This window comes from Pseudomonas sp. Pme6b (assembly GCF_058129925.1).
This window is the reverse complement of the sequence record NZ_CM176704.1, coordinates 5,496,087-5,521,454: the sequence shown is the minus strand read 5'-3', so window position 1 is coordinate 5,521,454 and position 25,368 is coordinate 5,496,087. Positions and strand designations below refer to the sequence as shown.

23 protein-coding genes are annotated in these 25,368 nt (G+C 59.8%); 10 read left to right on the top strand and 13 right to left on the bottom strand.

Features of this window, described 5'->3' with window-relative positions:
• Positions 1 to 68: 68 nt before the first annotated feature.
• Positions 69 to 833 (bottom strand): TOBE domain-containing protein, encoded by a 765-nt coding sequence (locus tag AC4ANE_RS25210; RefSeq protein ID WP_002555576.1) that lies wholly within the window; start codon positions 831 to 833, stop codon positions 69 to 71.
• Positions 834 to 980: 147 nt separating this feature from the next.
• A complete protein-coding gene (locus tag AC4ANE_RS25205; RefSeq protein ID WP_002555575.1) occupies positions 981 to 1,715 on the bottom strand; it encodes a ComFC family protein in 735 nt (244 codons plus the stop codon).
• An 89-nt stretch (positions 1,716 to 1,804) separates the two neighbouring features.
• Between AC4ANE_RS25205 and bioB the strand changes: the two genes are divergently transcribed.
• The 10 genes from bioB to AC4ANE_RS25155 all read left to right on the top strand — a co-directional run bounded on the left by bioB (position 1,805) and on the right by AC4ANE_RS25155 (position 13,153).
• On the top strand, positions 1,805 to 2,863 hold the full coding sequence (gene bioB, locus AC4ANE_RS25200; RefSeq protein ID WP_002555574.1) for a biotin synthase BioB: 1,059 nt from the start codon (positions 1,805 to 1,807) through the stop codon (positions 2,861 to 2,863).
• Positions 2,864 to 2,927: 64 nt separating this feature from the next.
• Positions 2,928 to 4,118: an 8-amino-7-oxononanoate synthase gene (gene bioF, locus AC4ANE_RS25195; protein WP_002555573.1), complete on the top strand. Its 1,191-nt coding sequence runs from the start codon at positions 2,928 to 2,930 to the stop codon at positions 4,116 to 4,118.
• The gene (locus tag AC4ANE_RS25190) at positions 4,111 to 4,842 is read left to right on the top strand and encodes an alpha/beta fold hydrolase (RefSeq protein ID WP_044423848.1); all 732 of its coding nucleotides are present in this window, start codon (positions 4,111 to 4,113) and stop codon (positions 4,840 to 4,842) included. The genes bioF and AC4ANE_RS25190 overlap by 8 nt, the downstream gene beginning before the upstream one ends.
• On the top strand, positions 4,835 to 5,644 hold the full coding sequence (gene bioC, locus AC4ANE_RS25185; RefSeq protein ID WP_002555571.1) for a malonyl-ACP O-methyltransferase BioC: 810 nt from the start codon (positions 4,835 to 4,837) through the stop codon (positions 5,642 to 5,644). The genes AC4ANE_RS25190 and bioC overlap by 8 nt, the downstream gene beginning before the upstream one ends.
• A gap of 30 nt (positions 5,645 to 5,674) precedes the next feature.
• Positions 5,675 to 6,355 carry a dethiobiotin synthase gene (gene bioD / locus AC4ANE_RS25180; RefSeq protein WP_002555570.1) on the top strand — a complete coding sequence of 227 codons (681 nt, stop codon included), beginning with the start codon at positions 5,675 to 5,677 and terminating at the stop codon, positions 6,353 to 6,355.
• A gap of 155 nt (positions 6,356 to 6,510) precedes the next feature.
• On the top strand, positions 6,511 to 6,807 hold the full coding sequence (locus AC4ANE_RS25175; RefSeq protein ID WP_002555569.1) for a hypothetical protein: 297 nt from the start codon (positions 6,511 to 6,513) through the stop codon (positions 6,805 to 6,807).
• A 348-nt stretch (positions 6,808 to 7,155) separates the two neighbouring features.
• On the top strand, positions 7,156 to 8,961 hold the full coding sequence (locus AC4ANE_RS25170) for a phenylacyl-CoA dehydrogenase (protein WP_002555568.1): 1,806 nt from the start codon (positions 7,156 to 7,158) through the stop codon (positions 8,959 to 8,961).
• 376 nt (positions 8,962 to 9,337) lie between these two features.
• The gene (locus AC4ANE_RS25165) at positions 9,338 to 10,636 is read left to right on the top strand and encodes a GGDEF domain-containing protein (RefSeq protein WP_031596853.1); all 1,299 of its coding nucleotides are present in this window, start codon (positions 9,338 to 9,340) and stop codon (positions 10,634 to 10,636) included.
• 172 nt (positions 10,637 to 10,808) lie between these two features.
• Positions 10,809 to 12,587, top strand: a complete 1,779-nt coding sequence (locus tag AC4ANE_RS25160) for an acyl-CoA dehydrogenase C-terminal domain-containing protein (RefSeq protein WP_002555566.1) — start codon at positions 10,809 to 10,811, stop codon at positions 12,585 to 12,587.
• 404 nt (positions 12,588 to 12,991) lie between these two features.
• On the top strand, positions 12,992 to 13,153 hold the full coding sequence (locus AC4ANE_RS25155; RefSeq protein WP_002555565.1) for a YqaE/Pmp3 family membrane protein: 162 nt from the start codon (positions 12,992 to 12,994) through the stop codon (positions 13,151 to 13,153).
• Between the two features lie 84 nt (positions 13,154 to 13,237).
• On the opposite strand, the gene AC4ANE_RS25150 is transcribed toward AC4ANE_RS25155, so the two are convergent.
• From AC4ANE_RS25150 to AC4ANE_RS25100, 11 genes are all read right to left on the bottom strand, one after another.
• A complete protein-coding gene (locus AC4ANE_RS25150) occupies positions 13,238 to 15,064 on the bottom strand; it encodes a S9 family peptidase (RefSeq protein ID WP_005735076.1) in 1,827 nt (608 codons plus the stop codon).
• Complete coding sequence (gene pqqE / locus AC4ANE_RS25145; RefSeq protein ID WP_002555563.1) at positions 15,027 to 16,196, bottom strand: pyrroloquinoline quinone biosynthesis protein PqqE; 1,170 nt, start codon at positions 16,194 to 16,196, stop codon at positions 15,027 to 15,029. Before pqqE ends, AC4ANE_RS25150 begins: the two co-directional genes overlap by 38 nt.
• Positions 16,189 to 16,473, bottom strand: a complete 285-nt coding sequence (pqqD, locus tag AC4ANE_RS25140; protein ID WP_002555562.1) for a pyrroloquinoline quinone biosynthesis peptide chaperone PqqD — start codon at positions 16,471 to 16,473, stop codon at positions 16,189 to 16,191. Before pqqD ends, pqqE begins: the two co-directional genes overlap by 8 nt.
• Positions 16,470 to 17,225: a pyrroloquinoline-quinone synthase PqqC gene (pqqC, locus tag AC4ANE_RS25135; protein WP_002555561.1), complete on the bottom strand. Its 756-nt coding sequence runs from the start codon at positions 17,223 to 17,225 to the stop codon at positions 16,470 to 16,472. Before pqqC ends, pqqD begins: the two co-directional genes overlap by 4 nt.
• Before the next feature lie 8 nt (positions 17,226 to 17,233).
• Positions 17,234 to 18,145: a pyrroloquinoline quinone biosynthesis protein PqqB gene (pqqB, locus tag AC4ANE_RS25130; RefSeq protein WP_002555560.1), complete on the bottom strand. Its 912-nt coding sequence runs from the start codon at positions 18,143 to 18,145 to the stop codon at positions 17,234 to 17,236.
• Between the two features lie 88 nt (positions 18,146 to 18,233).
• The gene (pqqA, locus tag AC4ANE_RS25125) at positions 18,234 to 18,308 is read right to left on the bottom strand and encodes a pyrroloquinoline quinone precursor peptide PqqA (protein WP_003422658.1); all 75 of its coding nucleotides are present in this window, start codon (positions 18,306 to 18,308) and stop codon (positions 18,234 to 18,236) included.
• 135 nt (positions 18,309 to 18,443) lie between these two features.
• Positions 18,444 to 20,753 carry a pyrroloquinoline quinone biosynthesis protein PqqF gene (gene pqqF / locus AC4ANE_RS25120; protein ID WP_002555559.1) on the bottom strand — a complete coding sequence of 770 codons (2,310 nt, stop codon included), beginning with the start codon at positions 20,751 to 20,753 and terminating at the stop codon, positions 18,444 to 18,446.
• 182 nt (positions 20,754 to 20,935) lie between these two features.
• The gene (locus AC4ANE_RS25115) at positions 20,936 to 21,730 is read right to left on the bottom strand and encodes a carbon-nitrogen hydrolase family protein (protein ID WP_002555558.1); all 795 of its coding nucleotides are present in this window, start codon (positions 21,728 to 21,730) and stop codon (positions 20,936 to 20,938) included.
• Between the two features lie 14 nt (positions 21,731 to 21,744).
• Positions 21,745 to 23,424: a flavin monoamine oxidase family protein gene (locus tag AC4ANE_RS25110; protein ID WP_002555557.1), complete on the bottom strand. Its 1,680-nt coding sequence runs from the start codon at positions 23,422 to 23,424 to the stop codon at positions 21,745 to 21,747.
• 150 nt (positions 23,425 to 23,574) lie between these two features.
• Positions 23,575 to 24,036 (bottom strand): Lrp/AsnC family transcriptional regulator, encoded by a 462-nt coding sequence (locus tag AC4ANE_RS25105; protein WP_002555556.1) that lies wholly within the window; start codon positions 24,034 to 24,036, stop codon positions 23,575 to 23,577.
• A gap of 10 nt (positions 24,037 to 24,046) precedes the next feature.
• Entirely contained in the window at positions 24,047 to 25,114 is a 1,068-nt protein-coding gene (locus AC4ANE_RS25100; RefSeq protein WP_002555555.1) for an FUSC family protein, read from the bottom strand.
• Positions 25,115 to 25,368 lie beyond the last annotated feature (254 nt).

Genomic DNA, 25,368 nt, shown 5'->3' with positions numbered 1-25,368 from the left:
TCGAATATGGCAGCCACCTTAGTGCGCACATATGACGGAATTGTGTCGCGGTAATGACTTGCCGACGCTTACATCGGTATACCCAGCAACACCAGTGAAGCGGCAAATCTTGCCTGCACCGTGGCACCGGTTTTCAGCTGTCGTGCATGCAGGTGCTCAGGTGTCGCCAGGGCGCACAGCGTCTGGCCGCTGGGGAGTGTGATTCGCACTTCGCTTGGGCCATCTTCAGCGTCGGTCACGCTGTCGATTCGGCCGATCAGGCAATTGTTTCCATTTGTTTCTTTGCTGTTGTCTGCATGCAGTTCCAGCCAACCGGCCTTGATCAGTGCAACCACCTCCGTGCCGTTTTCCAGCTCCAGACGCAGGGTGCTGTCATGGGTAACCTGTGCTTCGATGAACACCTCGCCAGCCAATTGCAGGCGAACCTGATCGTTGTGTCCCTGACGGGTGATGTTGACGATCCGCCCCAGCAACTGGTTGCGTGCGCTGGTACGCAAGGTCAGGCGATTGAGCAGGTCAAGGTCGCTGCTGTCTTCGGCCGCTTCCAGCACTTGGGCCTGCAATGCCTGCACCCGCTGATAAAGACGCAGCACTCGCTCGCCCTCTAGCGACAGCTTAGCGCCGCCACCGCCACGTCCGCCGACACTGCGTTCTACCAGCGGCTTTTGCGCCAGATTGTTCAGCTCATCAATGGCGTCCCATGCTGCCTTGTAGCTCAAGCCTGCGCTTTTCGCGGCACGGGTGATCGAGCCCTGTTCGGCAATGTGCTGCAACAACGCGATACGTTGCGGGCGGTGGACCATGTGTTGCGTCAGCAAGGTGGGTAGCGACATGGTAATCCGGGGCGGTCGAGTAGGAGAGGGCAGTATGATCGCTCTCGCGCATGGCGTCGAAAACCGGACGCGGAGCGTCCAGGGCTGCGCTACCACGCGGAGTGTGGAAGCGATGAGCGTTTTGAGGTTTCTGAGCATAGCGCCCAATCAATCCCCAGGCTTCGGCGTTCTTGCCAGGCAGTACACGTCCACTCTTCGCGCGCCGGCCTTGTTCAGGAGTCGCGCAATGACCTCTGCCGTCGAACCGGTGGTCAGGACGTCGTCCACCAGCGCCAGGTGCTTGCCCTGCACCCAGTCGGGATCAACGAGGGTGAAGGCGTCGCGCAGGTTGCGTTTGCGTGCCTTGGCGTCCAGCCCCTGTTGCGCTGTTGTCTCCCGGCTGCGCAACACATGGTGTTCGTCAACGGGCAGTTGCAACTGTTTACCCAGCCACCCGGCCAGCATCGCCGCCTGGTTATAGCCGCGCTGGCGCAGGCGCTTGTTGGCGAGAGGAACAGGAATCAGGTAATCGGGACGTGGCAGGTCTTCCTCGAAACGGTGGTGCAGAAACTGCCCGCACAGTTCGGCCAGCAGGCGTCCCATCGGCCATTTACCGTTATGTTTGAATCGGGTAATCAGGCTGTCCACCGGGAAGTCGTACAGCCACGGCGCGATGACCTGCGCAAATCCGGGAGGGCGCTTGCAACATTGCGCGCAGCTCATGCCGGAGAGGGGTAACGGCAGCGCACAGCAGTCGCACTGGCCGCCCAGCCATGGCAGCTCGGCTTCGCACGGCACGCAGACAGGCATTGGCACCTCGCTGCGCTCATCGCATAACAAACAGTGTTGTTTGTTTTTTAACCAGATGTAAACCTCGTATTGGCGGTTGGGTTGACAGCGCATGGCTCTTCCTTAAATATGCCCGACATCCGTGTAGCGCATGGTGCCTTTACGCCCTCGCGCATTGCCCAGAAACACCAAGGAGCCGCCCGATGAGCGCCAGCACCACCGCCACTTTGCGTCACGACTGGACTTTAGCCGAGGTCAGGGCGCTGTTCGTACAGCCATTCAATGACCTGCTGTTTCAGGCGCAAACGGTGCACCGCGCTCATTTCGACGCCAACCGTGTGCAGGTTTCCACGCTGCTGTCGATCAAGACCGGCGCTTGCCCGGAAGACTGCAAGTACTGTCCGCAGTCCGGTCACTACAACACCGGTCTTGAGAAAGAAAAACTGCTGGAAGTGCAGAAGGTGCTTGAGGAAGCAGCGCGTGCCAAAGCCATTGGTTCGACCCGTTTCTGCATGGGCGCGGCCTGGAAGCATCCTTCCGCCAAGGACATGCCTTACGTGCTGGAGATGGTCAAAGGCGTGAAAGCCATGGGCATGGAAACCTGCATGACCCTCGGCCGTCTCGATCAGGAGCAGACCGAAGCGCTGGCCACTGCCGGGCTGGACTACTACAACCACAACCTCGACACCTCGCCGGAGTTCTACGGCAGCATCATCACCACCCGGACCTACAGCGAGCGCCTGCAAACCCTGGCCTACGTGCGCGATGCCGGGATGAAGATCTGCTCGGGCGGCATTCTGGGCATGGGCGAGTCCCTCGACGACCGCGCCGGGCTGCTGATCCAGCTGGCAAACCTGCCGGAGCACCCGGAGTCGGTGCCGATCAACATGTTGGTCAAGGTTGCCGGTACGCCGCTGGAAAACGCCGAAGACGTCGACCCGTTCGACTTCATCCGCATGCTCGCGGTGGCACGGATTCTCATGCCGCAGTCCCACGTGCGGTTGTCTGCCGGGCGCGAAGCGATGAACGAGCAAATGCAGGCGCTGGCCTTCTTCGCCGGTGCCAACTCGATTTTCTATGGCGACAAGCTGCTGACCACCGCCAACCCGCAAGCCGACAAGGACATGCTGTTGTTCTCCCGTCTGGGCATCAAGCCCGAAGCGGGCGAAGGCCATGCTGATGAAGTGCATCAGGCTGCCATCGAACAGGCGCTGGTCGAACAGCAAAGCAGTTCGATGTTCTACGACGCTGCTTCTGCCTGACCCCTTGAACGGGCCGGCCTGCTCCGGCCCGTGTTGAACTGCCATCTTTCGGACCGGGGCCTGCATGTCTTTCGATCTCCGCACGCGCCTCGACGCCCGTCGCGCCGAACATCTCTACCGCCAGCGCCCATTGCTGCAAAGCCCGCAAGGCCCGCAGGTGGTTGTCGATGGTCAGCCATTGCTGGCGTTCTGCAACAACGATTACATGGGCCTGGCCAACCATCCGGAAGTGATCGCCGCCTGGCAGGCAGGTGCCGAGCGTTGGGGCGTGGGCGGCGGGGCGTCGCATCTGGTGATCGGCCACAGTACGCCGCACCACGAACTGGAAGAAGCATTGGCCGAGCTGACCGGTCGTCCTCGCGCGCTGTTGTTCTCCAATGGCTATATGGCCAACCTCGGCGCGGTGACAGCCTTGGTCGGGCAGGGCGATACGGTGCTGGAAGACCGCCTCAATCATGCCTCGCTGCTGGATGCCGGTCTGCTCAGCGGCGCACGGTTCTCGCGCTATCTGCACAACGATGTGACCAGCCTGACAAGCCGCCTGGAGAAATCCGTGGGCGATACGCTGGTGGTCACTGACGGCGTGTTCAGCATGGATGGCGACATCGCTGACTTGCCTGCGCTGGCCCAGGCTGCGAAGGCCAAGGGTGCCTGGCTGATGGTGGATGACGCCCACGGCTTCGGGCCGCTGGGTGCAAACGGTGCCGGAATCGTCGAGCACTTCGGCCTGAGCATGGAGGATGTGCCGGTACTGGTCGGCACCCTCGGCAAATCGTTCGGCACCTCTGGAGCATTCGTGGCCGGCAGTGAAGAGTTGATCGAAACCTTGATCCAGTTCGCCCGGCCCTACATTTACACCACCAGCCAGCCACCTGCGCTGGCCTGCGCGACCTTGAAAAGCCTGCAACTGCTGCGTACCGAACATTGGCGTCGCGAGCATCTGGCGAGCCTGATCCAGCAGTTTCGTCAGGGGGCCGAGCAGGTCGGCCTGCAATTGATGGACAGCTTTACGCCGATCCAGCCAATCCTGATCGGCGATGCCGGACGGGCTCTGCGTCTGTCGCAGTTGCTACGTGAGCGTGGCTTGCTGGTGACGGCGATTCGTCCGCCGACCGTGCCTGCTGGCAGTGCCCGATTGCGCGTAACGTTGTCTGCAGCGCACAGCAAGGCCGACGTACAGCTATTATTAGAGGCTCTGGAGCAGTGCTACCCGCTGCTGGATGCAAGTGAATCCACGGAGCCCGTCCATGCGTGATCGTTTGATTCTACTGCCGGGCTGGGGCTTGGGCGTTTCGCCGCTGGAGCCGCTTGCCGCCGCGTTGCGCGGGCTTGACGAGCACCTGCGGGTCGAAATCGAGCCGTTGCCGGATATCGACAGCTGCGACCTGCCTGACTGGCTCGACGAACTGGACGCCAACCTGCCGGATAACGCCTGGCTGGGCGGCTGGTCGCTGGGCGGCATGCTCGCCGCCGAGCTGGCAGCACGGCGTGGCGAAGGTTGCTGCGGGCTGCTGACCCTGGCCAGTAATGCCTGTTTCGTCACCCAAGGCGCGTGGCCGAATGCGATGCCCGCGCAGTATTTCGATGCGTTTCTGGCCGGCTGTTCCGCTGACCATGACGCGACCCTCAAGCGTTTCAGCCTGTTATGCACTCAAGGCGCAGTAGACTCACGCGGTCTCGCCCGGTTACTCAAGGCTGGCGCGCCGCACAGCTCCAAAACTGCTTTGGTCGATGGGCTGAAGATACTCCAGCAACTCGATACACGTAGCGCGCTGCAAACCTATCGCGGCCCGCAACTGCACCTGTTTGCCGGACTCGATGCGTTCGTGCCGGCTGAAGCAGCAAGTGATCTGCTGGCCTTGTTGCCGGATGTCGAGGTCGGTCTGATCGAACAGGCCAGCCATGCATTCCTTGTGGAAAACCCCCACGGAGTAGCCGCTGCGATTCACGCCTTTCTGCACGAGTTGGACGATGACTGATCTTTCTATGCCCAAACCGCCCTCTGTCCTGCCGGACAAACGGCAGGTCGCCGCGTCCTTTTCCCGGGCCGCGGGCAGCTATGACAGCGTGGCCGAACTACAGCGCAGCGTCGGCAGCGAGCTGCTGTCGCGTCTGCCTGCGCAGTTCAGTCCGGTTCGCTGGCTGGATCTGGGGAGCGGCACTGGCTATTTCAGCCGGGCACTGGATCAGGTTTTCAGTGGCAGCGAAGGCATCGCGCTGGATATCGCCGAAGGCATGTTGCGCCATGCGCAGCCATTGGGCGGTGCACAGCACTTTGTGGCAGGTGATGCCGAGCACCTGCCACTGCGTGATCAGAGTTGCGGGCTGATTTTCTCCAGCCTCGCTGTGCAGTGGTGTGCGGATTTCGCCGCGGTGCTCCGTGAGGCTCACCGGGTATTGCAACCAGGCGGTGTGTTTGCCTTCGCCAGCCTGTGCGTCGGCACGCTGTACGAGTTGCGTGACAGCTGGCAGGCAGTCGACGGCCAGGTTCATGTAAACCGCTTTCGTCACGAGGATGATTATCGTCAGTTGTGCGCTGCCAGCGGTTTACAGGTGCGCAGCCTGGATGTGTGCCCGCAGGTGTTGCATTACCCCGATGTGCGCAGCCTGACGCATGAGCTGAAAGCGCTCGGGGCGCACAACCTCAACCCTGGGCGGCCCAGTGGCCTGACCGGACGCGAGCGGATCAAGGGCATGGTTCAGGCCTACGAAGCCTTCCGTCAGGAAGCCGGTCTGCCCGCTACCTATCAAGTGGTGTACGCGGTGCTTGAAAAAGCCTGACGGCTCCACGTCATAAGGAAGATTACCGAGATGAGCGCTGCTTATTTCATCACCGGAACCGATACCGATGCTGGCAAGACCACGGTAGCTGCCGGTTTGCTGCATGCCGCCCGCTTGAAGGGCTTGAGCACCGCAGCGGGCAAGCCTGTGGCATCCGGTTGCGTAGTGACTGCACAGGGACTACGCAATTCCGACGCGCTGGCGTTACAGGCCGAGTGCTCTGTCGAGCTGAATTACGATGAAGTCAATCCGCTTGCTTTCGAACCGGCCATTGCGCCGCATCTGGCCGCGCGCGAGGCAGGTGTCGTGTTGACGGTCGACTCGTTGCTGAGGCCGATGCAGCATATTCTGGATAAACAGGCCGACTTCACCTTGATCGAAGGCGCAGGCGGCTGGCGCGTGCCCTTGGCCGGGCAGAGCAACCTGTCCGATCTGGCGCTTGCGCTGGATCTGCCGATCATTCTGGTGGTGGGCGTGCGTCTGGGCTGTATCAATCATGCGCTGCTGACTGCCGAAGCCATCGCCCGGGACGGTCTGCACCTGGCAGGCTGGGTGGCCAACGTCATAGACGCAAACACCTCGCGGCTTGAGGAAAACCTCGCCACGCTGGTCGAGCGTCTGCCTGCACCCTGTCTTGGACGCGTGCCACGATTAAACGAGGCGAGCGCCGGAAATGTGGCGCAATACCTTGAATTAGGGCAACTGCGCTGACAGCGTCGCTATCTTGCTGACAGGCAACGTTGTTTTGGTTTTTTCAAGAGTCAGGCTATCATGCGGCCTAGTGCCATTAGTCTATTTGTCGAGTATTTCTGCGCAAATGCTGGTTCAATGGCACGTGTTCGTTTTTTTGAACTGAGGATCGGCTTATGCAAATCACCATGAACAACACCCTTTATCCGGGCCTGAGCGCTATGCAGGTCGGGCAAGGTCGTGTGGATCAGGCGGCCACCCAGATCGCCAGCTCCAACATCGAAGTGTCGGGCAGAAGTCAGTCTTCTGACTTTCAGCTCGAAAACCTGCGTTCCGTCGACCGCAGCCAGCGTTCTGACCTGTCTGCCAATATTGTCGAGCTCAACGCTGGCAAGAATCAGGTCGAAGCCGGGGTTGCGGTTCAAAAGGCCAGCGACGAAGCGCTTGGCACTCTGATCGACACTTACGCTTAACATCCTGTGTTCTAAAGCTTCGTGTAACGCCCACGCCGTGCCACACCTGCACGGCGTCGTTTGCTGAATTGCCCGCCATCACCCTCCTGTATCGCCCCCGTAGCACCTTCCGCCCTCGACTAAACTTGCGCTTACGTTTTTCCTGCGCCTGATCCCTTTGCCTGCGCGGTCTGTAGAGCAGGGTGGACGAATGGTGCGCGCTTCGCTATTGACAAGGTTTAGGCGTAAACGTATGTTTCAAACACCTGTTTGACCGCAAGGCATACGAGATTGTCTGGTGCTTGAGGCTATGCTTTCAGCGACCGCCCGGTCATTCGTTCCAGGATTCATCAGCAGAGGTTTATCGCTATGCCTGACTACAAGGCCCCCTTGCGTGATATTCGTTTCGTCCGTGATGAGCTGCTCGGTTATGAAGCGCACTATCAAAGTCTGCCAGCCTGTCATGACGCCACCCCGGACATGGTCGACGCCATTCTCGAAGAGGGTGCCAAGTTCTGCGAGCAGGTTCTGGCACCGCTGAACCGGGTGGGCGATACCGAGGGCTGCACCTGGAGCGAGTCGGGCGTGAAGACACCGACCGGTTTCAAGCAGGCTTACAAGCAATTTGTCGAGGGCGGCTGGCCGAGTCTGGCGCATGACGTTGCGCATGGCGGCCAGGGCTTGCCCGAGTCGCTGGGTCTGGCGGTGAGCGAGATGGTCGGCGAAGCGAACTGGTCGTGGGGCATGTACCCTGGCCTGTCGCATGGTGCGATGAACACCATCTCCGAGCACGGCACCCCCGAGCAGCAGGACGCCTACCTGACCAAGCTGGTCTCCGGCGAATGGACCGGCACCATGTGCCTGACCGAATCCCACTGCGGCACTGACCTGGGCATGCTGCGCACCAGGGCTGAACCTCAGGCTGACGGGACCTACAAGGTTACCGGCACCAAGATTTTCATTTCCGCTGGCGAACACGACATGGCCGATAACATCGTCCACATCGTGCTGGCGCGCCTGCCGGACGCACCGGCTGGCACCAAAGGCATTTCGCTGTTCATTGTGCCCAAGTTCCTCTCGGCTGCCGATGGCAGCATCGGTGAGCGCAACGCGGTTAACTGTGGCTCCATCGAACACAAGATGGGCATCCACGGCAACGCCACCTGCGTGATGAACTTCGACGGCGCTACCGGCTACCTGATCGGCCCGCCGAACAAGGGCCTGAACTGCATGTTCACGTTCATGAACACCGCGCGTCTGGGCACTGCGCTGCAAGGTCTGGCGCATGCCGAAGTGGCCTTCCAGGGCGGCCTGCAATATGCCCGTGACCGTCTGCAGATGCGTTCGTTGACCGGCCCTAAAGCACCGGACAAGGCCGCTGACCCGATCATCGTCCATCCAGACGTGCGCCGCATGCTGCTGACCATGAAGGCTTTCGCCGAAGGCACGCGTGCCATGGTGTACTTCACGGCCAAACAGGTCGATATCGTCAAGTACAGCGAAGACCCGGAGCAAAAGAAAGCCGCCGACGCCTTGCTGGCGTTCATGACGCCGATTGCCAAGGCTTTCATGACCGAAGTGGGCTTTGAGGCCGCCAACCACGGTGTGCAGATCTACGGTGGTCACGGTTTCATTGCCGAGTGGGGCATGGAACAGAACGTTCGCGACAGCCGGATTTCGATGCTGTACGAAGGCACCACTGGCATTCAGGCTCTCGACCTGCTGGGCCGTAAAGTGCTGATGACTCAGGGCGAAGCGCTCAAGGGCTTCACCAAGATCGTCCACAAGTTCTGCCAGGGCAATGAGGGTAACGAAGCGGTGCAGGAGTTCGTGACGCCCTTGGCCGCGCTGAACAAGGAGTGGGGCGACCTGACCCTGAAAGTCGGCATGGCGGCCATGAAGGATCGCGAAGAAGTCGGCGCCGCTTCGGTGGATTACATCATGTTCTCCGGTTATGCCTGCCTGGCGTACTTCTGGGCCGACATGGCGCGTCTTGCGGCCGAGAAGCTGGCTGCCGGGACATCGGACGAGGCGTTCTACCGCGCCAAGATCCAGACCGCGCGCTTCTACTTCCAGCGCATCCTGCCGCGCACTCGCACGCACGTTGCCGCGATCCTGTCGGGCGCTGCCAACCTGATGGACATGAAAGAGGAAGACTTCGGCCTGGCTTACTAAGCCTCGCTGCGGTCATGAAAACCGCCTGATCGCTGATCAGGCGGTTTTTTATGGGTGCGTTTGGGCTCATTGTTAACACCAATCTCAACGAGACTTTGGGGAGCACTGACCCCGGATAACTCTCGTTTCCATCACTGCTCGTGGTAATGCATTTCGTGACGCTCTGCGTCACATCGCAGCCATGGGGCGCTATTCAATGCGGTCCGAGATACAGATAGCACCAACGCCCGCGACTTCCGCAATAAACATTTCCCACCTCCTGCCGTTACAGAAAGTAGCTCGTTTATTGATCCTGCCGATGCATTGTTCGCTGGCGGAGGGCACAATGCCATCAGGCCAGCCATTCATTCAGATGCCGGGTAGGAGATAACCCCTTTTGTTGCGTCCATCAGCTGCGCGATTGAGTCATTTTTTGCCTTCACTGGGTCTGCTGGTGGCGGGGCTTGCGGCTGCGTACGTAAAGGACCTGAACGTCTTCTTCACATCGCTTTTCAATGTGCTGCCCACGCTGGTCCTGCTATTGGGCGGTGCGTATTGCTGTGTTTACCGGCGTCAGCGCGAGCTGTTTCTGATGCTCACGGTGTATATCGCCTACTACCTGCTGGATACCCAGACCGATTTTTACCGCGATAACGGCAAGGTCCGTGAGGATGCGGCGGTGATTTTCCACCTGGTCTGCCTGCTGCTGCCGGTGCTGTTCGGGCTGTATGCCGCGTGGGAAGAACGTACGCATCTGTTTCAGGACATGGTCGCGCGGCTCGCGGTATTGGTGGCGGTAGGCAGTGTGGCGCTGGGTCTTGAACAGAGTTATCCGGTCGAACTGCAAGTCTGGCTGGCCGACATCCGCTGGCCTGCGCTGCACGGTGCCTGGATGAGTCTGATTCAGCTGTCCTATGCCATGTTCCTGGTGTCATTCGGGGTGTTGATCTGGCAATACCTGGAAAAACCGCGACCGCTGCACGCCGCGCAGATTGTCGGCCTGCTGGGATTGTTCTGGGCACTGCCGAAAACCTTCATCCTGCCGTTCACGCTGAATATCCTCTGCAGTCAGGTGATGCTGATGATTGCCGCCGCCGTGGCTCACGAGGCGTATCAGATGGCCTTCCGGGATGAACTGACCGGACTGCCTGGTCGCCGGGCGCTCAATGAACGCATGCAGCGTCTGGGACGCAACTATGTGCTGGCGATGAGCGACGTGGATCACTTCAAGAAATTCAACGACACCCACGGCCACGATGTGGGCGATCAGGTGCTGCGTCTGGTGGCCAGCAAACTGTCGAAAATCACCAACGGTGGTGGCAAGGCGTATCGCTATGGGGGCGAAGAGTTCGCCATCGTGTTTGCCGCCAAGACCATTGATGAATGCATGCCGCATCTGGAAGCCATCCGCGAGACCATCGCCAATTACGAGATTCAGCTGCGCAACAAGGACAGTCGTCCTCAGGATGATCAGCAAGGCCGACAACGCCGCGGTGGAGCGCAGGCAGGCAGCGTGTCGGTAACGGTCAGTATCGGCGTTGCCGAACGCCAGCCGGAACATCGCACGCCGGAAGAGGTGCTCAAGAGTGCTGACCAGGCGCTGTATGCGGCCAAGGGGGCCGGGCGCAACTGCGTGGTCGCTTACGGGCAGTTGAACCGGCGCGGCGCTGTTCGTACAACTGAAGCGGCCACCTGAGCCAATCCTGCTATTTTTCCCCGTGACCTGCTGTGACTATTCAGTCATGACACGACCCTATGTCTCTGAAATGTTGTTCGGGTAGACTCGTGAAACTCGACTGCTGATCTGCGTCTCTGCATGCATCGATCAGCCTCCAACAGAATTTCGCTCCGTGTTCACGAGGTTTGCCATGGCTGACTACAAAGCGCCACTGCGCGATATGCGCTTCGTCCTTAATGAAGTCTTCGAGGTTTCAAAGCTCTGGGCTCAACTGCCCGAGCTGGCCGAAACAGTCGATGCTGAAACGGTCGAAGCCATTCTCGAAGAAGCCGGTAAAGTGACCAGCAAGACCATTGCGCCGCTGAGCCGTAACGGTGACGAGGAGGGCTGCCACTGGAAGGACACCGTCGTCACCACACCTGCAGGTTTTCCCGAGGCCTATAAGACCTACGCTGAGGGCGGCTGGGTCGGTGTAGGCGGCAATCCCGAGTTTGGCGGCATGGGCATGCCCAAGGTGGTGTCGGCTCAGGTCGAAGAGATGCTCAACTCTGCCAGTCTGGCGTTCGGTCTGTACGCGATGCTCACGTCCGGCGCCTGCGTATCGATAGACACCCACGCCAGCGAAGCGCTCAAGACCAAATTTCTGCCCAATATGTATTCAGGCGTCTGGGCCGGGTCGATGTGCCTGACCGAGGCCCACGCCGGTACCGATCTGGGCATCATTCGGACCCGGGCCGAACCGCAGGCGGACGGCGCTTACAAGATCACCGGCAGCAAGATTTTCATTACCGGCGGCGAACACGACCTGACCGAAAACATCATTCATCTGGTCTTGGCCAAGTTGCCGGATGCACCGCCCGGGCCGAAAGGCATTTCGCTGTTTCTGGTGCCCAAGTTCATGGTCGGCGACGACGGCAGCCTTGGCGAGCGCAACACCGTCAGCTGTGGCTCAATCGAGCACAAGATGGGTATCCAGGCTTCGGCGACCTGCGTGATGAACTTCGACGACGCTACCGGCTACCTGGTCGGCGAACCGAACAAGGGGCTGGCGGCGATGTTCACGATGATGAACTACGAGCGTCTGGGCGTTGGTATTCAGGGCCTGGCGTCGGGCGTGCGGTCTTACCAGAGCGCCGTCGAGTATGCGCTGGATCGTTTACAGAGCCGCGCCCCGACCGGAGCGCAGAACAAGGACAAGGCTGCTGACCCGATCATCGTCCACCCCGACGTGCGTCGCATGCTGTTGACCATGAAAGCGTTCAACGAAGGCGGTCGTGCGTTTTCCAGCTACGTCGCCCTGCAACTGGATATCGCCAAGTTCAGCGAAGACGATGCCGCGCGCAAGCGTGCCGATGATCTGGTGGCGCTGCTGACCCCGGTCGCCAAGGCGTTCCTGAGTGATATCGGTCTGGAAACCACTGTTCATGGCCAGCAGGTTTTCGGCGGTCACGGTTACATCCGTGAGTGGGGCCAGGAACAGCTGGTACGTGACGTGCGCATTACGCAGATCTACGAAGGCACCAATGGCATTCAGGCGCTTGACCTGGTGGGGCGCAAGATCGTCGGTTCGAACGGCGCGTTCTATCAGTTGTTTTCGGATGAAGTGCGCCAGTTCATCAATGGCGCGGATGGCGCACTTAACGAGTTCGCCCAGCCGCTGGCAAAAGCCTTGAACATGCTGGATGAGCTGACTGGCTGGGTGCTGGACCGCTCGCGCGGTAATCCCAATGAAATCGGCGCTGCGTCTGTGGAGTATCTGCATCTGTTTGGTTACACCGCCTACGCCTACATGTGGGCGATGATGGCCAAGGCGGCGCTCGGTAAAGAGCAGCAGGAGGAGTTCTATGCGAGCAAGCTGGGCACCGCACGCTTCTACTTCGCGCGCCTGCTGCCGCGTATCCACTCGCTGGATGCCTCGGTGCGCGCGGGCAGCGATTCGCTGTACCTGTTGAAGGCGTCACAATTCTGACCTGCAAAAGCCTTGTAAGCATTTGCTTACACTGCGTGGTGCCAATTGACCTCTTCCCAAGAAAGGGATCCAAAGTTAATCTTCACCCATGGACGTAGCGCAGGACGCGCAACAAGACATAACAGGGACACGTAGGGAAGCCTGCCAGGACGGTGGGGTGAAAGGGAAATCAGGGAAACAGTCTGGAAAGCCCCGCTTAGGCGGGGTTTTCTTTGTTTGCGTTTTGACGATTCTGTTTTCTTTCCGCTCGCAGCACACGATGCTGTGCCCGCAGTGCAACGCTTGTCCTGATCCTCTCCCGAGAAAGAATAATGGCGCGGTGCCAGAGCCGGTTGAACCCTCACCGACGGCCAGGGTCGATTAGCTGTATGGCCAATCAGAGCCAATTCAATCAGGAGCTTTTCATGGACATCATTCGTATCATTTTCGCCATTCTGCTGCCTCCGGTAGGCGTGTTCATGCAAGTAGGCTTTGCTGGCGCTTTTTGGCTGAATATCCTGCTGACCCTGCTGGGTTATATCCCGGGGATCATCCACGCGATCTACATCATCGTCTCGCGCAAGTAACTCTCGCGCAAGTAACAAGGTCGCCCGACCACGCAGTAGCACTCGTTGATCGTTCCCTGCTGCGGGAACGATCACACGGCTTGATCAGGCATCAAGCACATCCCGATAAAAACGCCATTCTTTCTCCAGAGCATCTGCCAGGTTACTCGCCTTGCGGAATCCATGATGCTCGTCTGCGTAGAAGTGCGCTTCAGTCTTGATGCCGTTGTCTTGCAGGGCTTTGAGCATGGCCCGGGTCTGTTCGGGCACTACCACGGCATCCAGCTCGCCTTGAAAGAAAATCACCGGCACCTTGATGCGGTCTGCGTGCAACAGCGGCGTTCGATCCTGATAACGCTCGATGTCCTTGTCCGGGTCGCCGATCAGCCAGTCCAGGTAATCGCCCTCGAATTTATGCGTGGCCCTGGCCAGTGCTACCGGGTCGCTGACGCCATAAAGACTGGCACCTGCACGAAACACATCCTTGAAGGCCAATGTACAAAGTGTGGTGTAACCACCCGCGCTGCCGCCGCGAATGAAGGCCTGTCCTTGGTCAATCAGGCCACGTCCCGCCAGATGCGTGACAACCGCACAGGCATCTTCCACGTCCGCCACGCCCCATGCCAGGTGCAGGCCTTGCCGATAGGCGCGACCGTAGCCGCTGCTGCCGCGATAATTGAGGTCTGCCACGGCGAAGCCGCGGTGTGTCCAATACTGAATACGTGGGTCCAGCACCGGGTAGCAGGCGGAAGTCGGGCCGCCATGGATGAACACCACCAATGGCGGTTTTTGCGTGCCGGTCATGGCCGGGTAGAAATAGCCGTAGGCCTCGGCTCCACCGCTGGGATAACGCAGCGGCTGAGGGCGGCTGATCAGTTCGGGCGGCAGCGGCGAGCCTCCCCCGGCAAGCACCTGAACACCGGCGTCGTGGCGAGAAATAGCCAGCACGGCAGATGTGCTCACCGCGGATGCCGCGATGCAATACACGAACTCTTCGTCAATGGCGAGGCTGCGAAAGCGGCTGTAGCCAACGCTGAAATCCTCGACGCTGCCGTCAGCCTGACAAAGCCCCAGAACACTGGAGCCGTCTTCGATCCAGCTCGCCAGATAGCCATCGTTGATCGGCAGCCAGGTGCAGCTGCCCAGTTGCCAAGGCGCAGAAGCGTGATCGGCCGGGCTGGCGGGCAGCGGCGCAAACCCGGAAGGCGATTCACCCCACGGCTGCCAGAAGCCAGCGCGATCAGTCAGGCAATGCAGGCGACCGTGGGCGTCAAAACGTGGCTGTTGCAGCGACTCTTGTGCGCCTTCGCCTGCAACACACTGCGCAGTGCCCCAGCTGCCGTCGTCTTGTCTCGCTGCACACATCAAGCGGGTGCTGGTCCACGGCTGATGCGGGCGTTGCCATTCGATCCAGGCCAGGCGCTTGCCGTCGGCGCTGATGATCGGCGATGCGTAGAAATCAGCGCCTTCTGCCAGCAATCGGCGCTGCCCGTCAGCCAGATCGATAGCGACCAGCCGATGCGTATTGCGGTCTTCTTCAACGGCGAGAATCTGACCACCGCTAAAGAACAGGCCGCCATAACGCTTGTCGCCCTCCGTCAGCGCAACCGGCGCGCTGGCGCCCAGCGTCTGGCGGTACAATTGCTGGTCGCGCTCATTGACGAACACTAGCGCGTCGTCGGCCAGACAGAACGAACCACCACCGTATTCATACACCCGGCTGCGAACGCTGAAGCCTTGTGGCGTCAGGCAGCGCTTGCTGTTCGCGTACCAGTGCCAGATACGACAGGCGCCGTCTTCGGGGCGGTATTCGTTCCAGAACAGGCCCGCCGAGCTGACATCCAGTTCGGCGAAGTCGACGCCTGCAGCGACCGCTTGGGCGGCGCTCAGGCGTTCAGGAGGATTTTGCGATGAGTCGTGAGTTTCGGTCATTGCGAAAGGCCAGCTCTTCAATGGTTTGAGTAGCGGTTTCGGACTCGTCACGAGCCTGAGTGATGATCCCGTGGTGATAGGATTTGCTGCACACCGGGTCGGCATTGGCGGCGTCGCCGGTCAGCATGAAGGCTTGGCAGCGACAACCGCCGAAGTCCTTTTCCTTTTCGTCACACGAGCGGCACGGCTCGGGCATCCAGTCGTAACCGCGAAAGCGATTGAAGCCAAACGAGTCGTACCAGATGTGCTGCATGCTGTGGTCGCGCACATTGGGGAACTGGATCGGCATCTGCCGTGCGCCGTGGCAGGGCAGTGCGGTGCCATCTGGTGTCACGGTCAGGAAGATATTGCCCCAGCCGTTCATGCACGCTTTGGGACGCTCTTCGTAATAATCAGGCGTGACGAAAATCAGCTTGCACGGATGATTCTCTGCCTCCAGCCGGACGCGGTATTCATTGGTGACGGCTTCGGCGCGGACCAGTTGATCCTTGGTCGGCAGCAGGCCGAGGCGATTCAGGTGCGCCCAGCCATAGAACTGACAGGTGGCCAGTTCGACGAAGTCCGCTTCAAGCGCCAGACACAGCTCGATGATCTTGTCGATGCGGTCGATGTTGTGCCGATGGGTGACGAAATTCAGCACCATCGGGTAGCCGTGCTTTTTGACCGCCTTGGCCATCTCCAGTTTTTGCGCGAAGGCTTTTTTCGAGCCGGCGAGCATGTTGTTGACCTGCTCGTCGCTGGCCTGAAAGCTGATCTGGATGTGGTCCAGGCCTGCTTCCTTGAAGGCGATGATCTTTTCTTCGGTAAGGCCGATGCCCGAGGTGATCAGGTTGGTGTAGAAACCCAGGCGCCGCGCCTCGGCGATCAACTCGGCAAGGTCCTGGCGCACCAGCGGTTCGCCGCCGGAAAAGCCGATCTGTGCCGCGCCCATCTCCCGCGCTTCCTGCATGACCTTGAACCACTGCTCGGTGGTCAGCTCCTGGCCCTGTTTGGCAAAATCCAGCGGGTTGGAGCAATACGGGCATTGCAATGGGCAGCGATAGGTCAGCTCGGCGAGCAGCCACAGGGGCAGCCCGACCTCGGGAGTGAGCGGTATGTACGGGGTGTTGGTGACGGGGGCCAGGTCAGACAAGATCGATCCAGTTTTTCTTTTTGGCGCCTTCCATGAACTCGTCGACGTCCATGCCCAGTTCGGGAACATTGGGGAACTGCTGCTGAAGCTCATGAATGATGGCGGTGATGGTGCGCTTGCCATCGATCAGCCCGCCAATCAGGGCAGCGCTATCATTGAGTTTGATCATGCCCTCAGGGTAAAGCACCACATGCGCCTTTTGCGCAGGCTCGTACTGAAAGCGGTAGCCTTGATGCCATTTGGGTGTCAACGCTCGGAACTGCGGATCGTGCTTCATAGCGTAATCCCCTTATGCCAGACTTTTTGGTCTGTAACGCTGTGATACGGCGGGCGGTTCAGCTCGTAGGCCATGGACATCGCATCGAGCATGCTCCACAGGATATCGAGCTTGAACTGCAGGATTTCCAGCATGCGCTGCTGGCCTTCATATGTAGTGTAGTGCTGTAACGTGATGGCGAGGCCGTGTTCCACGTCGCGTCGGGCCTGGCCCAGGCGAGTGCGGAAATACTCGTAGCCTGCCGGGTCGATCCACGGGTAATGCTGCGGCCAGCTGTCCAGGCGCGATTGGTGGATCTGCGGCGCGAACAGTTCGGTCAGCGAGCTGCTGGCCGCTTCCTGCCAATTGGCGCGGCGGGCGAAGTTCACGTAGGCGTCGACGGCAAAACGCACGCCTGGCAGCACCAGTTCCTGAGAGCGCAGTTGGTCCGGGTCGAGCCCCACGGCCTGGCCGAGGCGCAGCCAGGCTTCGATGCCGCCGTCTTCGCCGGGCGCACCGTCATGGTCAAGCAAGCGCTGAATCCACTCGCGACGGATCTCGCGATCCGGGCAGTTGGCCAGAATCGCCGCGTCCTTGAGCGGAATGTTCACCTGATAGTAGAAACGGTTGGCGACCCAGCCCTGAATCTGCTCGCGGGTTGCACGACCCTCGTACATCGCCACATGGTACGGGTGATAGATGTGGTAATAGGCACCCTTGGCGCGCAAGGCCTGTTCGAATTCGGCGGGGGACAGTGCAGTCGCTTCGCTCATGTCAGCTCCTAAAGCTCGATGCTCATGCCATCGAAGGCCACTTCGACGTTGCGACGAACCAGCTCCGCACGTTCCGGGGAGTCTTCGTCGAGAATCGGGTTGGTGTTGTTGATGTGGATAAGCACTTTGCGCTGCTCGGGAAAGCCTTCGAGGACTTCCAGCATGCCGCCGGGGCCGTTCTGTGCCAGATGGCCCATTTCCCGGCCGGTACGCGTGCCGACGCCACGGCGCTGCATTTCGTCGTCGTCCCACATTGTGCCGTCGACCAGCAGGCAGTCGGCATCACGCATTTTCTCGGCCAGTGCTTCATCGACCTTGCCCAGGCCCGGGGCATAGAACAGCTTGCCGCCAGTGCGGGTGTCTTCGACCAGCAGGCCGATGTTGTCGCCCGGGTGCGGGTCGAAACGGTGTGGCGAGTAGGGCGGGGCGGCGCTGCGCAGCGGAAAGGGCGTGAAGCGCAGGTTCGGGCAGGCCGGAATCACAAAGCTGCCCTGTAATTCGATGCGGTTCCAGTTCAGGCCGCCGTTCCAGTGCTTGAGCATTTCGAACAGCGGGAAGCCGGTGCTCAGGTCTTCATGGACCATGTCTGTACACCAGACCTGGTGCGGGCAGCCTTCGCGCAGGCTGAGCAAACCGGTGGTGTGGTCGATCTGGCTGTCCATCAACACGATCGCGCTGATGCCGGTGTCGCGCAATGCGCGCCCCGGCTGCATCGGCGCAAAGCTCTGCAGTTGCGCACGGATATCCGGTGAGGCGTTGCACAGCACCCAGTTTATGCCGTCGTCGGACAGCGCAATCGACGACTGAGTCCGCGCGTGAGCACGCAGGCTACCGTCGCGAAAACCTGCGCAGTTGACGCAGTTGCAGTTCCACTGGGGGAATCCACCACCAGCAGCAGAACCTAGAATCTGGATGTACATGACAGCTCCTGGCACACGTTCTGAAATAAAAAACAGCCACAACCATAAAAAAAGCCCCGGCGAACCGAGGCTTCACAGCGCACTGAAATCAACGGCTTGCGAAGTACATGGTGACTTCAAAACCGATACGCAGATCAGTGTAAGCAGGTTTAGTCCACGACATAAAAATCTCCTCGGATAAGTGCTGCGGTTGGTGACTACATCTTAGTGCATCGCTGAAGGCATCCGTTCAGATAGTTAGGGAGCTATGTTACTCAATTTAACAATTGCGCAGGACTGGAATCTGCAGGAAAGACCATTACCGTTCAGGTAAGGATAGCGGGATGGCCGCGTTGGCAGGGCGATTGGCCACGATCAGCCAGCCGCCAGTGGCATTGGTCAGCTGCTCCGTAGCAGTGAGTAACGAGTGTGTATCCAGATTTGACAGAGCGCGTTGCAACGCCTGCGAGTGGCTACCCTGATGGCCGGCAAGATGCGCTTGCCACTGCATTTCCGCCTGCTGCTGGTCCGGCATGCTCGACGGCTCGAATTGGGCTGAAAGGGCTTTTATCTGCTCAGACACATCTGCGTCGCGAACCCGCTCGGGCAATCTGCCGATGAACGTCTCAATGTGCTGAAAAAGCTGCCCTGCGTCGCAGGAGGGCGATTGAACACCAAACAGTAATCCGGTCCTTCCATTGATCTGTCTGATGCCACTGAACACGGCGTAACCCAGTTGCAGCTCGACCCGCAGCCGCTGGTAGAAGAGCGCTTGTGACACGTGCGCGAGCAACCGCCAGGCAGCTTCATCTTCAATGGAGGCCGTAAGGGCCGGGCAAAACACCAGCACTGCGTCTTCCGACGAGGACGATGCTTCAGTCGCCCAGCGTTTGCCTGGGAAAGTGGCGGGCGGCTTTGGCGAGTCTGTTTGCCGAACGCCCGGTGCTGCATTCAATGTGGCGTCTATCAAGGGCTGGCTGGCAGCAGAGAAGCCACTGGCGAAGCTGATCCAGCGCGAAGCCGCCCATACGCTTGGCAGATCGCCAACCGTCAGCTGCGGTTCGCTTCTCAGGTAATGATCGGCAAGCTGTTTGAGCAACTGACGAATCGGAATCAGCTCAGGTTCGTCGCCTGCCAGCGATGCGGGCTCAGGGTGCTGCAAGCGATGCAGGGCGTGTTCGATAACCGCAACCATCGGCTCGCGCAGGCCGTTCAGTTGAAGCTGCCAATAAGGCCCGTAAGCACTGAATGTAAGAGTTACACCGGCCTGACGTGCGTCTTCGGTCAATGGCTTGAGCTCTGCATTGAGCATCCGCCAGAGGGCTGGCTGCGGGGAGGGCAGTTCCCAGCGCAGATAAAACGCGGCTTCATCGCTGTTGGTGAGTGCCGTATCGAGAAACGGATTCGGCGCTGGCAAACGCCAATTGACCTGCTCGATGCTGTGGGTATCGGCGAGTGCGGAGCCGATCAGCGCGTCGGGCGTGAACTGTTCGAGCAGCGCGCGCAATGCCTCTTGGCCTTGCGCGCCTAACTGCGCAGGCGTCTCGCGACAGTAATGATGTGCCAGCGCCAACGCACCGAGCATGTGCAGGCGGCGTTGTTCGAGGCGTTGGTATTGCTCGACCAGCAACGGCCAGTGAGCCTTGAAAAAATCGAGCCAGCTGAAAAACAGGCTGTTGATGGTGAGAGTGTTCGCGAGGGCATCTTTCAGTTCGATATCAAGCAAGAGCTGCCCGCCGAACTGGTACAGCGGTGCGGCTTTCAGGGAGCTGGCAAGGCCCCTGTCGACCAGCTCGGCAATCAGTCCGCCCGGCTGAGTTGCATTAAGCCAGTGACAGAAGAACGCCAGCGCTTCGTCAGACTTGTCCGGCAAGTCCTCAAAGGCAAACAGCAGGTGGTTTTGCTGGTCAGCCTTTGGTCGATTGGCAATCAGCGGTGGGGGCGGTTGTTGTATGGCCTTCACACCACTGGCGAACATTGCGCCATGGTTGATTGCCAGTGTTTCCAGCTCGGCCATTGGTAGCGGCCCACTCAGGCACAGGGTCATCTGCCCTGCCTGATAGAAGCATCGATAAAAGTCCTGCAACGCCTGTTGAAACGCAGGGTTGGGCACTGACAGGCTGTAACGATTGCCAGCATGAAAGCCGCGCAGCGGATGCTGTGGATTGATCGATGCCAGCCGGCGCGCCTGATCGCGTGATGCGCTATCGCCGACCCAGGCGATGAACTCGGCGTGCAGCACTTCGCGCTCGCGCAGTTGATCGGCCATGGTCATGCGCGGCCGGGCAAGCATGTCGCACAGTCGCTCCAGCCCTTGGGCAAAGACCGCCTGCGGCAGCTCAAAGAAGAAGTCAGTGGTGCGTTCGCGTGTGCTGGCATTGACCTGACCGCCATGGCGCTGCACGAACGTCATCAGGTTTTCGCTGGCAGGGAAGCGCTCGGTGCCGAGGAACAACAGATGCTCCAGAAAATGCGCCAGCCCCGGCCAGGCCCGCGGCGCATCATGGCTGCCCGCCGCGACGCGCAATGAAGCTGCGCAGCGCTTGAGGCGCGGTTCGTGACACAGCACCACATTCAGGCCGTTGGCCAGCGTGAGGCGTTTGATGTCAGAGGAAGGCGGGGCAGGCATGAGGGTGTCCACGGCAGCAGGGAATGCAAAGCATCATGCTAGCGGATAACCGGCGAAGTTCGCGAGCATGGCTGAACCAAGGCAGGACGCGGAGCGTCCAGAACTGCATGCCGACGCGGAGCGTCGCACGATAATCGAGATTGTCACTCCAGTGCAGCACCGCCCAGCGTGACGCCTCGGGATCAAGTCAGCGACGTATACAGCCCCGGCCGACGATCGACGAAATAGTCGTTCACCGTCCTGGCCTGGGCCAGCAATGCCTTGTCCAGCGTCCCCACCAGCAAGCCTTCGTCCTGACCTGCCAGCAACGGGCGGCTGCCGTCCGGTGCGCAGAGGCTGCTGAGCCCGCAGTAACGAATCGCGCCTTCGCTGCCGCAATAGTTGGCGTACACCACGTAGCAGTGGTTCTCGAACGCTCGCGCCCGTACGGTCACTTCACAGACAAAGTCGTAAGGCAGCATGTTCGCGGTCGGCACCAGAATCAGTTCGGCCCCTGCCAGCGCAAGCCGACGGGTGTTTTCAGGGAACTCCACGTCGTAGCAAATCAGCATGCCCAGACGCCAGCCGTTCAATTCGACCACCGGGTAATGATCCTCGCCTGCTGCGAACATCGACCTGTCCAGCTCACTGAACAGATGGGTCTTGCGGTAGTTGCACAGACGTGTGCCCCGGCTGTCGATCAACTGCACGGCGTTGTATACCTGTTGATCAGGCCCGCGCTCCGGATAGCCGTACAGAATCGCAATGCCGCTTGCTTGCGCGATGGCGGCAATGCGCGACGCTGCCGGACCATCCTGCGCTTGCGCCAGTTCACTGACCGCCTGTGCACCGATGTTGTAGCCAGTCAGGAACATCTCCGGGCAGATCAGCAGCTGTGCCCCTTGCTCTGCGGCAGCCTGGGCCTGTTGTTCCAGACGCGTCAGGTTGCCGCTTATATCCAGCGGCAACGGCGAGCATTGATACAGCGCAATGCGCATGGTTTTTCCTTCTGTCAGTCGCCCAGTGCAATCGGGCCGATTTCATGAAACACGTCACCGGGGCCGGGGTTCTCGGCGTGAGTCTTGCCGCCGAAGTGGTTCATGATGCCCCACACGGCGTTGAGCGATGTCTGCACTGCGCCTTCAACCCAGGCCGGTGTCCAGGACACATCGTCACCGGCGATGAACATGCCGCGCTGTTCGCTGGGCATGTCCTGCTGCATGAAGTGCGCGTACATGCGCTGGTTATAGCGGTAATGGCCCGGCAGCGCACCTTTGAAGGCACCCAGGAAGTGCGGGTCGGCCTCCCAGGAAACGGTGATCGGGTCGCCGATGATGCGCGCTGCGATGTCCACTTTCGGGTAGATCTTCTTCAAGGCATCCAGCGCCAGCTTCACCCGCTTCTCGATGGGCTGCGGGAGCATCTTCAGTGCATCGCTCATCCACGAGTAGGACAGGCAGATCACGCCTGGCTTGTCGTCGCCGTTATCGAACAGGTAAGTGCCACGGGTCAGGCGGTCGGTGAGGGTCATGCTCATCAGGTCGCGGCCGGTTTCCGGGTCCTTGTCTTTCCAGAACGGACGGTCGACCATCACGAAAGTCTTCGAGGATTGCATGTAGCGCGTGCGATCCAGGGCCATCCACATCTTCTGCGAAAACAACGATTCTTCGCACTCGATCTGCGTGGTCAGCAGCCAGCTCTGACAGGTGGTCAGCACGGCGGCGTATTGCCGGGTGTCGCCCCAGTTGTCGGTCACGGTAAAGCTTCCGTCCTCGGCGCGGGCAATGCGTTTTACGCCAGGACGCGGTGCGCCGCGGTGCAGCGAAGACAGGCTGGTGCCCTTGGGCCAGTGTGCGCAACGCTCGGGCACATGGCTCCACAAACCGACCGGCACCTGCTGCACGCCGCCCACGATCAGGTGCTGGTGCTCATCGCAATTGGTCATCACCACGCGGAAGATTTCCAGCATCGAGTTGGGGAAGTCCGAGTCCCAGCCGCCGGTGCCGAAGCCTACCTGACCGAATACCTCGCGATGATAGAAAGACAGTTTGGCGAAGGCCTTGGACGTCGCGACGAAATCGTAGAAGGTGCGGTCGTCCCACAGCGGCACCAGCTTGTTCCACAGCTCTTTGAGGCGCGGCACATCACGGTCACGGATGGCCTGCTGGATGTCACCGAACTGCGAGCCGCTTTCCAGTGCGTCGGCCCAGGCGTCGGCCACTTCCTGAAACAGCGCCGGCAGATCCGAGAGCATTTGTGCGTAATAGGTGGTGCCTTCCAGGTCGATGACGGTGCTGCCTGAAGCGGCGGTCAGCGGGTTGGGAAAGGGCCTGGACTCAAGGCCCAGTTTGTCGACGTAATGAAAGAATGCGGTCGATGACACCGGAAAGCGCATGCCGCCCAGTTCGGCAACGATGCCTTTGGCACCCTCAAACTCTTGCGAACGCAACCGCCCACCCATCTTGGAGGCTTCGTAAACCACTGGCTTGAGGCCCATCTTCATCAGCTCGTAGGCCGCCACCAGCCCGGCGATACCGGCACCGATAATCGCTACTTCCGCGCCATGATTTTCAGCCGGGATACTGCCCAGACCTTTCGGGTGTTCGATCCAGTCATCGAAGGCGAAGGGGAAGTCGGGGCCGAACATCGTGATCGGCTTTTTGCCGTTGGCGGGGTGACGGTTGTTCTTCATGACGGACCTTGATGGGCAACGGCGAAAACAACAGTCTAGAGAAGGGCGGGCACGTTAATAAGACGCAAATTGTCGTCGATATGCTGTTTATTTATGCAAAGTGACGAATATTTTGGTCATCTTGTATGGTTTCGTGCAGCTATGGCTTGCTTATACCGGCTGGCCGCGGTCGATCTTGCTGCTGAGGATGATCGATGTCGTGGTCTTCTCGACACCATCCACGCTGCCGATCAGGTCCAGTAGCTGGTCCAGTTGCTCGGGAGAGTCCGTGCGCAGCCAGGCGACATAATCGAACTCGCCACTGACCGCACATAACTGCTGCACCTGCGCCATGGCGCTGAGTCGGCGTAGCACTTCCTTGCCCGAACGAGGTTGCACGGTGATGCCGACATACGCCTGCAATCCGCCACTGACCACTCGCTGGCCAAGGCGCACGCCATAGCCGGTAATCACCTTGCTGCTTTCCAGGCGTGCCAGCCGGGAGGTGACGGTGGTACGGGCGATGCCCAGTTGACGGGCGAGCATGGCGACGCTTTCGCGTGCATTGATTTGCAGCGCTGCGATCAACTGTCGATCAATTTCGTCCAGCACGGGCGGGCGGGTATCGGGCACGGGTATTTCCTTAAAACTTCCAGCGTTTAGCGGTCTTGGCCAGGCGTGCCTGGAGCCCGTCCAGGTTCTGTGCCAGTTGCTGAGTCATCAAGTGATAGCCCATCAACTCGGCTGGAATGACCGGCTGCGTGGGAGCGCTTTCCGATGTGCGCACCAGACGCTCGGTTGCGCCGGTTTGCAGCGCGCGAGCCATGCCGATCAACTGACGACGTATCTGCCGGTAATCGTTATCCAGTGAAGTTTTAAACGACTCGCCCGCCACTTTATCCAGATCGGCAGGGCGAATATTGGCGAGAATCTCCAGGGTGCTCAGGCACATGCGGAAATGGCCTTGAATGGCGTCCAGCTCGACCATGGACATCTTCACTTCCTTGGAAACCGACGGCAGCAGCGAGCGCAATTGCAGCATCGTGGCGTTGAGCCTGGCGGTCAGCTTGAGATGCTCGTCAGCGGCGACCGGCTGGCCTTGCACGATGCGTCCATAGACCTTGGCGCAGTCACGCAAGCCACTGGCCAGGTTGTAGCGCCAGGAAAACACGGCATACAGTGGCAGCGCGAAGGAGAAGGCCAGCGCCAGCGCGATACCGATCAAAATATCTACGGTGCGCCACAACCCGTCACTGATCGGGTTGTAGCCATGACCGGCCACGATAAACAGCGTTATTGCCGACAGCAGCGCGGTGTAACCGCCTTTGCCGATAGCGTGATAAGCAAAAAAACCGCACATAACCGACATCATCGCGTAGGTCAGTAGCGGCATTTCCAGATAGCCCTGCTGGACCACCACGATCAGGCCAAGACCAGCTCCGATCAACGTTCCGTAGGCGCGCTCGACTGACTTTTTGCCGATATTGCCGTGGTGTTGCAAACCGCCGATGACGATCAGCATTGTCACCGACGCCCACTCGCCATGAGGCAGATTGAGGCCCGTGGTCAACAGAATCGTTACCAGCAAGCCCACCGCAATCCGCGCCGCGTGGATCAGCCGCGCATGCCGATAACGGCGATATGGGTCCAGCAGCGGACGCAGAACAGGGCGAAGCCAGGAGGGTATGAAAGCAGAGCGCGAATTCGTCATGCGTTAAGAGACCGCGAGGGTAGGGAAGAGATTCCCTGATTGGATGATGGCAGGTCTCAGTAAGCCACATTTTGAGAGGAGATGGGTGGTGTATGTTGGTGATCAGTGAACATGACATCGTGGATTCAAGCGGTAGTAATCACGATCTGAATTCAGTAAGGATGAAATCCAGCACTTTTTAAGATGCCTTTATATGAGGCTTTATGGTCATTAATGTGTGCTTTTATGATCTATTATCTACAGGTTCAAGCCTG

Bases quoted from the DNA above. Each gene is read 5' to 3' on its own strand.
- AC4ANE_RS25210 (WP_002555576.1), bottom strand. From the start codon at position 833: ATGTCGCTACCCACCTTGCTGACGCAACACATGGTCCACCGCCCGCAA.
- AC4ANE_RS25205 (WP_002555575.1), bottom strand. From the start codon at position 1,715: ATGCGCTGTCAACCCAACCGCCAATACGAGGTTTACATCTGGTTAAAA.
- bioB (WP_002555574.1), top strand. From the start codon at position 1,805: ATGAGCGCCAGCACCACCGCCACTTTGCGTCACGACTGGACTTTAGCC.
- bioF (WP_002555573.1), top strand. From the start codon at position 2,928: ATGTCTTTCGATCTCCGCACGCGCCTCGACGCCCGTCGCGCCGAACAT.
- AC4ANE_RS25190 (WP_044423848.1), top strand. From the start codon at position 4,111: ATGCGTGATCGTTTGATTCTACTGCCGGGCTGGGGCTTGGGCGTTTCG.
- bioC (WP_002555571.1), top strand. From the start codon at position 4,835: ATGACTGATCTTTCTATGCCCAAACCGCCCTCTGTCCTGCCGGACAAA.
- bioD (WP_002555570.1), top strand. From the start codon at position 5,675: ATGAGCGCTGCTTATTTCATCACCGGAACCGATACCGATGCTGGCAAG.
- AC4ANE_RS25175 (WP_002555569.1), top strand. From the start codon at position 6,511: ATGCAAATCACCATGAACAACACCCTTTATCCGGGCCTGAGCGCTATG.
- AC4ANE_RS25170 (WP_002555568.1), top strand. From the start codon at position 7,156: ATGCCTGACTACAAGGCCCCCTTGCGTGATATTCGTTTCGTCCGTGAT.
- AC4ANE_RS25160 (WP_002555566.1), top strand. From the start codon at position 10,809: ATGGCTGACTACAAAGCGCCACTGCGCGATATGCGCTTCGTCCTTAAT.
- AC4ANE_RS25155 (WP_002555565.1), top strand. From the start codon at position 12,992: ATGGACATCATTCGTATCATTTTCGCCATTCTGCTGCCTCCGGTAGGC.
- AC4ANE_RS25150 (WP_005735076.1), bottom strand. From the start codon at position 15,064: ATGACCGAAACTCACGACTCATCGCAAAATCCTCCTGAACGCCTGAGC.
- pqqD (WP_002555562.1), bottom strand. From the start codon at position 16,473: ATGAAGCACGATCCGCAGTTCCGAGCGTTGACACCCAAATGGCATCAA.
- pqqC (WP_002555561.1), bottom strand. From the start codon at position 17,225: ATGAGCGAAGCGACTGCACTGTCCCCCGCCGAATTCGAACAGGCCTTG.
- pqqB (WP_002555560.1), bottom strand. From the start codon at position 18,145: ATGTACATCCAGATTCTAGGTTCTGCTGCTGGTGGTGGATTCCCCCAG.
- pqqF (WP_002555559.1), bottom strand. From the start codon at position 20,753: ATGCCTGCCCCGCCTTCCTCTGACATCAAACGCCTCACGCTGGCCAAC.
- AC4ANE_RS25115 (WP_002555558.1), bottom strand. From the start codon at position 21,730: ATGCGCATTGCGCTGTATCAATGCTCGCCGTTGCCGCTGGATATAAGC.
- AC4ANE_RS25110 (WP_002555557.1), bottom strand. From the start codon at position 23,424: ATGAAGAACAACCGTCACCCCGCCAACGGCAAAAAGCCGATCACGATG.
- AC4ANE_RS25100 (WP_002555555.1), bottom strand. From the start codon at position 25,114: ATGACGAATTCGCGCTCTGCTTTCATACCCTCCTGGCTTCGCCCTGTT.